General features: G+C 34.5%; 12 protein-coding genes. 8 read left to right on the plus strand and 4 right to left on the minus strand.

Translation table 11 applies throughout. The features are described from left to right. Nucleotides 1-57 precede the first annotated feature (57 nt). Together PGH12_RS07545 and PGH12_RS07550 are read right to left on the minus strand one after the other, a co-directional pair. Nucleotides 58-711, minus strand: a complete 654-nt coding sequence (locus PGH12_RS07545) for a DUF1349 domain-containing protein (protein WP_267597553.1) — start codon at nt 709-711, stop codon at nt 58-60. A 106-nt stretch (nt 712-817) separates the two neighbouring features. Further along, the gene (locus PGH12_RS07550) at nt 818-1,378 is read right to left on the minus strand and encodes a sugar O-acetyltransferase (RefSeq protein ID WP_267597554.1); all 561 of its coding nucleotides are present in this window, start codon (nt 1,376-1,378) and stop codon (nt 818-820) included. A 76-nt stretch (nt 1,379-1,454) separates the two neighbouring features. Here PGH12_RS07550 and PGH12_RS07555 point away from each other — a divergent pair, with 76 nt between their 5' ends. The 4 genes from PGH12_RS07555 to PGH12_RS07570 all read left to right on the plus strand — a co-directional run bounded on the left by PGH12_RS07555 (nt 1,455) and on the right by PGH12_RS07570 (nt 6,037). Beyond that, nucleotides 1,455-2,207 carry a response regulator transcription factor gene (locus tag PGH12_RS07555; RefSeq protein ID WP_267597555.1) on the plus strand — a complete coding sequence of 251 codons (753 nt, stop codon included), beginning with the start codon at nt 1,455-1,457 and terminating at the stop codon, nt 2,205-2,207. 73 nt (nt 2,208-2,280) lie between these two features. Next, entirely contained in the window at nt 2,281-2,925 is a 645-nt protein-coding gene (locus PGH12_RS07560) for an MgtC/SapB family protein (RefSeq protein ID WP_267597556.1), read from the plus strand. Between the two features lie 187 nt (nt 2,926-3,112). After that, nucleotides 3,113-3,694: a Crp/Fnr family transcriptional regulator gene (locus tag PGH12_RS07565; protein WP_267597557.1), complete on the plus strand. Its 582-nt coding sequence runs from the start codon at nt 3,113-3,115 to the stop codon at nt 3,692-3,694. Between the two features lie 201 nt (nt 3,695-3,895). Next, a complete protein-coding gene (locus tag PGH12_RS07570; RefSeq protein ID WP_267597558.1) occupies nt 3,896-6,037 on the plus strand; it encodes a S46 family peptidase in 2,142 nt (713 codons plus the stop codon). Nucleotides 6,038-6,177: 140 nt separating this feature from the next. On the opposite strand, the gene PGH12_RS07575 is transcribed toward PGH12_RS07570, so the two are convergent. Beyond that, nucleotides 6,178-9,057: a M16 family metallopeptidase gene (locus tag PGH12_RS07575; RefSeq protein WP_420710254.1), complete on the minus strand. Its 2,880-nt coding sequence runs from the start codon at nt 9,055-9,057 to the stop codon at nt 6,178-6,180. Nucleotides 9,058-9,246: 189 nt separating this feature from the next. Between PGH12_RS07575 and PGH12_RS07580 the strand changes: the two genes are divergently transcribed. The 4 genes from PGH12_RS07580 to PGH12_RS07595 all read left to right on the plus strand — a co-directional run bounded on the left by PGH12_RS07580 (nt 9,247) and on the right by PGH12_RS07595 (nt 11,803). Continuing rightward, a complete protein-coding gene (locus PGH12_RS07580) occupies nt 9,247-9,804 on the plus strand; it encodes a YdeI/OmpD-associated family protein (RefSeq protein WP_267597559.1) in 558 nt (185 codons plus the stop codon). Between the two features lie 64 nt (nt 9,805-9,868). After that, complete coding sequence (locus tag PGH12_RS07585; RefSeq protein ID WP_267597560.1) at nt 9,869-10,579, plus strand: hypothetical protein; 711 nt, start codon at nt 9,869-9,871, stop codon at nt 10,577-10,579. A 29-nt stretch (nt 10,580-10,608) separates the two neighbouring features. Continuing rightward, on the plus strand, nt 10,609-11,172 hold the full coding sequence (locus PGH12_RS07590) for a DUF4256 domain-containing protein (RefSeq protein WP_267597561.1): 564 nt from the start codon (nt 10,609-10,611) through the stop codon (nt 11,170-11,172). A gap of 232 nt (nt 11,173-11,404) precedes the next feature. After that, the gene (locus PGH12_RS07595) at nt 11,405-11,803 is read left to right on the plus strand and encodes an immunity 22 family protein (RefSeq protein WP_267597562.1); all 399 of its coding nucleotides are present in this window, start codon (nt 11,405-11,407) and stop codon (nt 11,801-11,803) included. 55 nt (nt 11,804-11,858) lie between these two features. Here PGH12_RS07595 and PGH12_RS07600 read toward each other — a convergent pair whose 3' ends face one another. After that, a complete protein-coding gene (locus PGH12_RS07600; RefSeq protein ID WP_267597563.1) occupies nt 11,859-12,128 on the minus strand; it encodes a hypothetical protein in 270 nt (89 codons plus the stop codon). Between the last annotated feature and the right edge of the window lie 14 nt (nt 12,129-12,142).

A 12,142-nucleotide genomic window follows, 5' to 3' on the forward strand; every position in this document is an offset into this window, starting at 1 on the left:
AAACAAAAGACTGTCAAAATTGGCAGTCTTTTGTTTTTCTTAAAAATGTGATGATTATTAGTTCTGATTTTTCTTCAGCCAGTCCAAACGCCGTTGATCCGGCAGATGTTTGACAGAAAAATTTTCGAAAGTGGCCTTGAAACCATTTCCGTCGGGACTTGCAGCCATAACTCCGACTTTTACTGGAGTATTATCTTGCAGATAAGCATTTCGCATCATTATATATTCTTTATCATCGAAGGAATAAAAAATCTCTACCGCATCAAGTCTTCGCACAGCTTTTATCCAGACAAAAGATGGTGTTTTATCCAAAACAATAACACTCCAGTCACTGGTTTTATGAGTAACAACAGTACTGAGATTGAATTTCCCGTCGACGAATTCTACTCCGGCTTTGATGTAATTTTTTTCATCAATTCTCAACATTAATCCCATTTGATCAAACCTGGCTTTATAATCGCCGGTAATTTTGACTTTGGTTTCAAATTCTCCACCATAAGTTGAATAAAAAAACGGCGCATCGTCAACTGTAAAACCATAATGCGAAATGCGCCAGTAATCACTTTGCGGCGTTACACTCATGATGAGCTTTTTATCTTTAATCTCCCATTGCTGCGGCTCATTAAACCACGTCATTTTCTCAAGAGACTGTGCTTTTACAACTTGTAGTATGTTTAAAGTTATAATTGATGTCAGTATTATTTTTTTCATTTTAAATTATTATTTGTTCTCGCACATTGAACTGATAAAGCAGATTTTTAAAATATGAATCCGCTAAATTTGCACAATCTGCGAGAGTTTTTAAAACTTTAATATTCTAAATTTCCCTAACTACTTTACAGGGATTTCCAACCGCCAGAACATTGGCAGGAATATCTTTGTTTACTACACTTCCTGCTCCAATTACGGTATTATCACCGATCGTAACGCCGGGAAGAATACTGCTACCAGCACCGATCCAGACATTATTTCCGATACTGATCGGATACGCATATTCGAGAGCTTTATTGCGCTGTTCTACATCAAACGGATGACCCGCAGTGTAAAATCCACAATTGGGTGCGATAAAAACATTGTCACCAAAAGTCACTTTTGCACAATCTAAAATCACGACATTCACATTGGTGTAGAAGTTTTCGCCAATCTCAATATTATAACCGTAATCGCAGTAAAAAGGCTGTTCGATATGGAAACTTTCTTTCGTTTTACCCAAAAGATCTTTAAGTAAAGTTTTTCTTTCTTCAATTTTTGAAGGCTGAAGATGATTGTACTCGAAACAGAGATCTTTTGCCCTTTCCCTTTCTTGAATTAATAGTTCGTCTGTGGCATCATAAATTTCTCCACGCAGCATTTTTTCTTTTTCGTTCAGATTATTCATTGTATTTTTACTTTGATAATGAGCAAATCTACAAGCTTACAGCAAGAAAATCAATACTGATTAATAACCAATTTAAATGAAACCCATTCAATCTGACCTCAGCAAAAAACTTCTTCAACAGGATTTCTCAGATTTAAATATTGAAAATTTGCAGTTGAAAAAATGTCAGCAACTCGCAGAAAATTTTGTTGAATTAGAAAATGGAATTGCAGTTTTAAGCGATCTTCAGTTTAATAAAAGCTATGTTTACTCCGGGAAACTTGCTGATGAACTTGGTGTTTTTCAGGACAAAAATATTCAGGAAATTGAGAGCATTTGGGAAGAAGAACTTTTTGCAAAGCTGGAAATAGAAGATGTCTTGCAGAAACATTTGCTGGAACTTCAGTTTTTTCAATTTATAAAAACCATTCCTTCTGATCAACATCGAGATTATTGCGTGGTAAGCAGATTGCGAATAGCCGAGGATCAAAAAGCAATTCTTCACAAGATGTTTTACTTTACAAATGCCACCGACAAAAATGTAGAATTGGCGCTTTGTCTTTATCATTTTGATTTTCTCAATTCATCACTTCATCACGGAATGATCATTAATACTGCAAACGGCTCAATAATCCATCAGACAGAAGACAGTAATTCAGCATTTTTATCAATTCGAGAAAAGGAAATCCTGAAGCTAATAAAAGACGGAAAGAGAAGTAAAGAAATTGCTGAACTTCTATTTATCAGCATCAATACTGTAAACCGTCACAGACAGAATATTTTGGAAAAAATGCGTGTAGGAAATACGACAGAAGCATGCACAATGGCGACGAAGCTGAAATGGATTTAGCTAAATATTCTCAGAACCAATTTTTATAAAATCAATAAAAATTGTATTTTTAGTATTAATAAAAAAAAGATCAATGGAATTTCTGAAAGATCATTCTGTACAAAACGAACTGCTTTTAATTTTAATTTCAGTTATTCTGGGACTTTTTATAGGAGCCGAAAGAGAGTATCAAAATAAGTCTGCGGGACTGCGTACTTTCATTCTGGTCTGTTTCGGGTCTTGTCTTTTTACAATTTTATCAATAAAAATCGGGGTGCAGGATCCCGATCGTCTTGCTGCAAATATCATCACCGGAATTGGTTTTCTGGGAGCTGGAGTTATATTCAAAGGCGACAACAAAATTGACGGAATTACTACTGCAACTACAATCTGGGGAACTGCATCGATAGGGATGGCTGTAGGATCGGGATACGTGTACCTCTCTTTATTGGGAACAGTATTGGTTCTTTTGATTTTAAGTTCGCTTACCTATTTTCAGAATATTATTGATAACAATCATAAGATCAGGGAGTATAAAATCATCGTTACGAGGCTGGAAGATATAGCATACTTTGAAGAAATATTTAATAAACATCATCTGAAACATTTCGTTGCAAGGCAAAAATTTACAAAAGAAAACATTACCACAGCTTGGATTCTTACGGGTAAACATACCAATCATGATCTTTTTATCAAAGAGCTGCAGACAGATGAGAAAGTCTATGCTTATGAATTTTAATTGATCTTCTTTTATTTTCTTTAAAGCTGAATGTGACCTTTTTTTTCATCAGCAGATAATCACTTCTTGTCTGCTTCTCTAGCCGTTGTTGATTAATTTATTTGGACTGTTATAAAAAATTTTCATTAAATCTTCAATTGCTAAACCTTAGATCGTTTATGAATCAGTAATTTTGTTTTCCATAAGTATGGAAGATTTAATACATTTTTACGTTTCAGTTTTAGGAATTCCCAAAGATTTGGCACTACTTCACACCGTGAAGTTTGAGAGGATAGAAATTCCGAAAAAAACAATCATATTAAATCACGGAGAGACAGAAGATTACCTGTATTTCATATCTGAGGGGATCGTGCGATTCTTTGTTCACAAAATGCATCCCACAGAACCACCGAAGGAAATTACTTTTTCTTTTATAGTTAAAAATATGTTTTGCAGTGCTTACGACTCATTTATTACCAGAAAGCCCTGTCACTATAACATTGAAACTTTAAAAGACACCATAATTTACAGAATTCATCACCGTGATCTTCAGGATCTTTATAAAACTACAGAAATTGGCAACTACATTGGCAGAATTTCCGCAGAAGGTCTTTATGTAAGAAAAGCGCAGCGGGAGATGTCCCTACTGATGTATTCCGCAGAAGAAAGATATCTAAATCTAATGAAAACATATCCTGAGTATATTCTTCAGATTCCATTAAAATATATAGCCTCATATCTCGGGATTACGCCGCAGGCATTAAGCCGAATAAGAAAGAAAATTTCTTAACCTAGATTCATTTTATGACATTAATACATTTCTTAGTTTTGCTACATCTTAAGAGACACAAATGATGAACAATATTTGTACAATTAAGAAGATTACTAAATTAAAGATATCATTTCCCAAACCCTTTCTGAATTAAATTTCGAGAGGGTTTTCTTTTTCTGTAGAAGATTAAATCCGTATTTTAGTCAAAATTTTTTTGTAATGATAAAACGTAATTTTTTGATTGCTTCGGCTTTCTTCAGTTTTTCGCTGGGAATGGCTCAGCAATACGGCGGAATGTGGATTCCCACAGAATTGAATGAAAAGGAAATGAAAGATCTCGGAATGAAAATCTCTGCCAAAGATATCTTCAATACCCAAAAACCAAGCATAAAAGATGCTGTAGTACAGTTCAACGGGGGTTGTACGGCAGAAATAATTTCTCCAAAAGGTTTGCTTCTTACCAATCATCACTGTGGTTACGGGCAGATTCAGGCTCATTCTACCGTTCAAAATGATTTGCTATCAAACGGATTTTGGGCAAAAAATATAGAAACCGAACTTCCGAATCCCGGAGTAACTGTTGATTTTATCGTTGATATTAAAGAAGTTACAAATCAGATTTTAGAAGGAACAGATAATCTTCAGGAACCTGAACTTTCAAAAAAAATCGCCAACAATATTGAGATTTATAAAAACTCTCAGAAAACAGAGTCTTACCAATCAATTTCTGTAAAATCGATGTATTACGGAAATAAATTTTATGCTTATGTAATTGAAACCTATAAAGATGTACGTTTGGTAGGCGCTCCACCACAAAGCATCGGAAAATTCGGAAGCGATACAGACAACTGGGTTTGGCCTAGACATACGGGAGATTTCTCTATGTTCAGAATTTACGCTGATAAAAACAACAAGCCTGCAGAATATTCAAAAGATAACATTCCTTATGTTCCGAAGCATTATCTTCCGGTTTCTATAAAAGATAAGGCTGAGAATGATTTCACATTTGTATTTGGCTTCCCGGGACGAACTACAGAATACCTGCCCGCAATTGCTGTTGAAAAAATCATGACAGAAATTGATCCTGCAAGAATTGCCGTACGCGATGTTGCTTTGAAAACTTTAGATGAAAAAATGCGTGCAGATGATGCCACACGTATAAAATATGCTTCAAAGTTTGCTTCAGTTGCCAATTACTGGAAAAAATGGATTGGTGAAGTAGAAGGTCTTAAAAAATCTAATGCTGTACAGAAAAAAGTGATGTATGAAGGTTCTTTGGTTTCCAAAAATCCTCAGATAAAAGTAACCTTAGATGAACTCAACAAACTGTACAAAGATCAGGCTCCTTTTGCTCTCAACAATGCTTATTATTCTGAAGTTGTAAGAAATGCTGAAACGCTTATGCTTGCCAATCTATATTCAAACTATATCACATCGGTAGAAGCAGGGAGGATGGATGAGAAAGGTATTGCTGCTTTTAAAAACAGACTTACCTCTTTTTACAAAGATTACAGTGCTGAGCTAGACGCTAAAGTGACGGCCAAACTTTTGGCTCTATATGCAAATAAAACAGCTCCCCAGTTTTTACCTTCTGGTTTTGATAAGTTTAAAAATGAAACTCAAAATATCGCATCGATTGAGGAAATGTCTAAAAACTCTGTCATCACTGGAAGATCAGAAGTGAATGGAGCTTCTCTGAGCGCAGATATAGACAAAGCTTTTTCTAACCAGGACAAACTGATCAAGACCATTAAAAAAGATCCTGTTTACCAACTTTTCAATAATATGAAAGATACATATATGAAAACTGCTGATCCTCAGTTCATGTCATTACAGGTAAAAATCGATGCTTTGCAGAAAAAATATATGGCTCAGCAGATGTCGACAGATAAAGACAGAAAATTCTTTCCTGATGCCAATTCTACACTTCGTGTGACGTACGGAAAAGTAAAAGGTTCAACACCGAAAGATGCCGTAACTTATGATTACCAGACGCATTTAGCAGGTGTGATGGAAAAATATGTTCCGGGAGATTATGAATTTGATGTTCCGAAAAAGTTGATTGATCTTTATGACAAAAAAGATTTTGGAAACTACAAAGATAAAACCGGAGACGTTCCTGTAGGATTTACCGCGACCAACCATACGACAGGAGGAAATTCCGGAAGTCCGGCACTGGATGCACACGGAAACTTGGTAGGACTGAATTTTGACAGACAATGGGAAGGTACGATGAGTGACATTAACTACGATCCGCGTTTTAGCAGAAATATCATGGTTGATACAAAGTACATTCTTTTTATCGTTGATAAATTTGCCGATTCTAAATGGCTGATTAATGAGATGAAGATTGTGAAATAACATTTAACTGTATATATAAAGAGCGGGCGAAATCTTTGATTTCGCCCGCCTTTGTTTGTTTTGACTACTTTTTTTTCGACTCGATTTTAGATTCAATCAATTATAAATCCGTTCGATCTCTATAATATTTATGACAAAAATCAATACCCAAAAATTTCTTCCAGATCAAGTTCTTTGAAACTTCCCATTTGTTTTACAGCTTCGAGATTCAGGTTTTCTTTCTTCCCGATAATTGCGGTATTGAATTGAATTGGTTTAATTTCTGTCTGATAAAAATTCTTAATTTCATCAAATGTGAGACTTTCAATTTGTCTGTAAATGTCTTTTCTGAAGTCGTGGGAAATGCCCAATTTTTGTAATCTCAGAGTATTAAAAAATATATTGGTTCTCGTGATTCTTGTTGATGCAATTTGCTTTAAAGCAGATTTTTTTGCATTTTCAAACTGAGTCGTCACTTCCGGAAGTTCATCCATCAGCTCGGTCATGGTATCGACTGCAATTTGTAATTTATCGGGCTGAGTTCCGATGTAAGTTGTGATGTAATCCGGATGTCCTATTTCTGCATTCGGAGTATATGAAACGTACGCAGAATACGCTAAACTTTTACTCTCACGAATTTCCTGGAAAACAATTGACGAAAGACCTCGCCCGAAATATTCATTAAAAACATTGATCTTACCAAAGTTTTCTGTGTTTACGGTGTGTCCTTTTCCTATTTTACTCATTTCCATCTGAACCATGTCGTAGTTGGTGAAATATACATTACCTACAGTTTCCGGTTCAGGATATATTTTCGGATCTGCTATTGTACGACTTTGCGGCTCAACGAAATATTCTATTTCATTTTTTAATTTCTCAAAATCTTTTCCATAGAAAAATATTTGATATTGGAATTTAAATAAATTTCTAATACGTTCTGTGAACTCCTCTACTTTGGCGTTCTGAAGATCATCTTTCGAAAGAAAATCTAAATATCTTGAGCTTTTTCCGAACTTCGTGTAGTTCGTCAAAGCATTCATAATGCGGTTTTTATCTTTCTTTACAGCTTCACGGTTTTCAAGTACCGTTTCTACAAACTGAAGGTATATTTTCTGATCGGGCTGCACGTTTTTCATCCAATGCTGAAGCAATTCAATACCTTGCTCCATATTTTCTTCAAGTCCGCTCAGCGAAATAAGAAGCTGATCTGAGGTCGTCTTAAAATCATTGGTAATTCCAATTTTAAAAAATTCTTTCTTAAGATCTTCAGAAGAATATTTATCGGTTCCAAGATATTGCAAAATCTGGGTAGAAATTCCCAGTTCACGGTCGTTATCACTTCCAAAAGGAAAAATAAAATGAAGCTGTGCAAGTTCGTTATATTTATTTTTAACGAAACTTATCTTTTTGTCTTTTACTACATCTGTTTTTATTTCTTTCTTATAATCAATGAATTCCGGATAAACATCATCGCTTTTATCGTTAAGAATTTCCTTTAAAAAATCAGATTGGGCATCACGGTTGATCTTTATTGCTGTAATTCCGGGGTTATCTACTCTCAATAATTGATCATTAACTCCTTTTTCTTTTTTAACGATCACATAATTATCTTTAAAGAAATTATTGGCAAACGCAATCACTTCATCTTTGGTGATTTCAGCATACTCGTCCATCTCATTAAGTTCCTGCTCCCAGCTTCTGTCTTTGATAAAAATATCGTACAGATTATTTGCTAATCCGCCTGCAGTTTCTAAAGCTTTCATTCTCTGCAGTTTAAAATCGTTAATGATAGCGGGAAGCATCCAATCCGGAAATTCTCCTGTTTTCACCAATTCAATTTGCTCCAAAATCATTTCTACAGCTTCAGCTAATGTTTGATTTTCTTTAGGAACCGCAACCATGGAGAAAAATCCATAACTTTTTAAACCTAAAGAATATGCTTGTGCCCAAAGCATTTTTTGAGTCTGATTGATATTTAAATCAAGCAATCCCGCTTCTCCTCTGTTGCTTAAAATATTGGCGACAACATCAGCAAGCATAGCTTCTTTTGAGCCGTAACTATCGGTTCTCCAGGCTAGTTGCACACGCGGTGTTGTGGGACTATACACTGTTCGTTCAACGATTTCGGTCATTGGTTGCTCAGTAATTGCCTGTTTTTTCGGCAATTCTCTGTAAGGAATAGATCCAAAATATTGGTCAACGAGCCCGATTGTTTTTTCAAATTCTAAATCTCCTACTAAAACAATCGCATAATTATTAGGAACATAATATTCATCAAAATATTTATGAATCGCCTTCATAGAAGGGTTTTTCAGATGTTCGGGTTTCCCCAAAGTTGTTTGCTGACCGTTCGGATGCGTCGGGAAGAGTGCTTCCATCAGAGCATCATTCACCAACCGAGAATCGTTGTCCTGCGCACGGTTGAATTCTTCATAAACGGACTCTAATTCTGTATGAAAAAGCCTTAGAACCATTTCAGAAAATCGTTCTTTTTCAACTTTCAGCCATTTTTCGAGTTCGTTGTTCGGAATATTGTTTTTGTAAACCGTTTCGTCAAACCATGTGTGAGCATTAGTGCCGCTTGCTCCCAGCGACGAAATGATCTTATCATATTCATTGGCAATTGCAAACTGACTGGCTTCCTGAGAAACCTCATCAATTTTTTTATAAATCTCCTTCTTCTTTTCAGAATTCTGCTCGGCTTTATGCTGTTCATATAGTTCTGAAATCTCGTCGATCAGAACTTTTTCTTTTTCCCAGTTTTGAGTTCCGATTTTCGAAGTTCCCTTAAACATCATATGCTCAAGATAATGCGCCAAACCCGTATTATCAGAAGGATCATTGTTACTCCCTGTTTTTACGGGAATGAAAGTCTGAATTCTTGGAGCATCAAAATTTTGAGCCAAAAAAACCTTTAATCCGTTGTTGAGGGTATAAATTCTGACTTTATTTTCGTCGTTAGCGACTGTAGTATATTGGTAATTATTTGTATCTGTATGAATCGTTTCCCTATATTTTCTGTCTATCATATCTAAATTCATTATCATTCTTTTTATAAAAACTGAATGCCTTACAAATGTAAGGATTCAAAAAATAAGACCTACCACAATTATTTACATTAAATCTATGATGACGATTTATTTTTAAGTGATAATTAAATATATTTCTTACATTTAATTGAGATCAATTTATCTTAAAAATATAACATTGATTAACTTTAAATAACTGTAATGAACGCAACTTTCTTCCAGACTCCGCAAGAATTCAGAAATTGGCTTGAAAAAAATCACAAGACAAAAAAAGAATTATTGGTCGGCTTTTATAAAGTCGGAACAAAAAAACCTTCTATGACGTGGTCTGAGTCTGTAGATCAGGCTTTATGCTTTGGCTGGATAGACGGAGTGAGAAGATCAATTGATGAAGAAAGCTACAGCATTCGCTTTACTCCCAGAAAACCGACGAGCATCTGGAGCGCAATCAATATTAAAAAAGTTGAGGAACTCACAAAAGCCGGACTGATGCAAAATGCAGGTATTGAAGCTTTTAAACTCAAAAAAGATAAGAAATCCGGAATCTATTCTCATGAAAATGAAAGCGTAAAACTTTCTGACGAATATGAAAAACAATTTAAAACCAATAAAAAAGCCTGGAAATTTTTCGAGAATCAAGCTCCATCGTACAAAAAAGTTACCATTCATTGGATCATGAGCGCTAAACAGGCAAAAACACAACTTTCACGTTTAGAAAAAACAATCTCGGAGAGCGAAAATGAAAAAAGAGTATCTTAAAATCACCTCGGCTCGAGTTTCAAATCATTAATTTTTATTATTTTTAAATTCCAAACAAAAAGGTATGAAAGAAGCTTTTGCTATATTAATTCTAACGCTCTGCTTTTCCTGCACTCCACCTGAAAGAAAGATTCAGCAAAAAAATAAAACCAAATTAAAGGCAGTTCCGAAGATCGTAGCAAAAAAGGATTCAATAAATAAAGATACTATTGAATTTGTATCGTACAATGACAACTTTGATTATACTCAACTAAACGGTAAAAAAGGAAAAGAAGAGATTGATTATATTAATGATCAGAACAATGACCGAAGTTTTCTTCGTGGTGATCTCATTGCCATAGAGTGGAAAAATGACACCATCTACATTGCAGGAGACGGTGAGACTCCGCAAATGGCTCAATGGATCGTGTCGGCAAAAAAATTAAAAGACGGAAATGTCTCAAAATTCAGAAAACAATATGTCAAAGAACTCAAATATCTTTTATCAAAAGACGATGAATTATCAGACAGTTATCGGGATCATCTCTATAAAATAGCAGAATATTACATTGCCAATTCATATAAAGAACTGATTAAATTATCTGTTAAAAATAAAGAAGATCTCGGATATTCTGTAGAAAAACAAAACAGAGAAGGCAAAGATTACTATGTTTTAGGATTTTTCACAGAGTCTGAATACAAAATCAATACTTTTCAATGGGTTTACATTGATCCTGACACTGACAAAATCTATGAGTACGATCTTGCAAACGACAGGTTGATCTATTTTCCTTAAAATTTAAAACACATAAAAAACACTAATCAATGTCAACAAAAAAACAATTATCAGAAAGAGAGAGCATAGAACTTTTGGATATCCTTCAACAGCGTTTTGAGAAAAATAAAACCCGCCATCAAAATTTAAACTGGACTGAAATTGAAGAAAAACTAAAAGCGAATCCTTCAAAACTTTGGTCACTCAACCAAATGGAAATCTCCGGTGGCGAACCTGATGTTGTAGATTATGATAAAAAGACCGATGAATTTTTATTTTTCGACTGCTCTCCCGAAAGTCCTAAAAACAGAAGAAGTTTTTGCTACGATCGGGAAGCTCTAGACTCTAGAAAAGAAAACAAACCTCAAAACGATGTGTTGACCTACGCTTCAGAAATAGGTATAGAAATTCTTGATGAAACTCAATATCGATTTTTACAAACCTTAGGAAAGTTTGATCTCAAAACATCAAGCTGGATCAAAACACCCAAAGAAATAAGAGAACTTGGCGGTGCACTTTTCTGCGACCGGAGATACGATACTATTTTCGTCTATCACAATGGAGCCAATTCTTATTACGCAGCAAGAGCTTTTCGTGGAGTTTTGAAAGTTTAATCGATATTACTGCGTCAGTTCGAGTGTTTTTCGGAATGAATGGAGAAAACTATCGAGAACCTGTGAACTTCTTACATAATCTAGTAAATTAATCTAATTCCATATGTTCTCGATACGATTTTTTCAAAAACTACTCGAACTTACGGTTTACGTATTTTGTTATTTGTAAAATCATCAAAAATTTTTAATATAAAAACTATAAATCTTATCTTTGACGCTTCAAAAAAGCAGTATGAATACACAGATCTTAGATTTTTGGGTAGGAAATTTTAATTCGGAAGAACAGTTTTTGCAGTTCGTGGAAGAAGACGACAATTATTATCTGAATGAAGAAGATGACGACAATTACATCTCAAAATTTGCAGAATCGCAGGACACCGTTTGGTTTGATGGAGATTTGGCAGAATATGGTTTTGAAAATCAGAGCAAAAATATTTACGAAAACTTTTCAGAATATTCATTTGCCGATCAATGGCTTCCGGAACTGGTTCACAAAATCAATTTGTCTGAATTAAAATTTGACATAAACTCTTTGATATTTGTCAGTCAGGGACAAATTCCTAAGCCTGTTTCTGTGGAAAATGATGATTTTTCTTTGGTTTATATGGGTGGAATTGAGTTTGAGTATTAATTCATAAATTAAAAAGCTTCTCAATATTTGAGAAGCTTTTTAAAATGTTTAGTTATTAAATTCCCACAAATTCATCAGCTTTTACAGCTATTGCTTTTTCTAATGTAACTCTTAAACCATTACAAGTCTTTTTTAAATCATCCATTGCTTGGTCAGAAGATTTTGATCCGTGCCATAAAGATGTATTTGGTAATTGATAAATTTTAGAACTTCCTGAAAAACTAAAGTTAGTTTTATAACCAAAACTTTCCATTGAAGATTTTACTTGAGTATGTAGTCTGTCAACATCGTATGATATGACTACATGACTAATTGTTGTTCCCATAGAGTATATTTTAA

It is taken from the genome of Chryseobacterium sp. CY350, from assembly GCF_027945075.1.
In the GTDB taxonomy this organism is placed as follows: domain Bacteria; phylum Bacteroidota; class Bacteroidia; order Flavobacteriales; family Weeksellaceae; genus Chryseobacterium.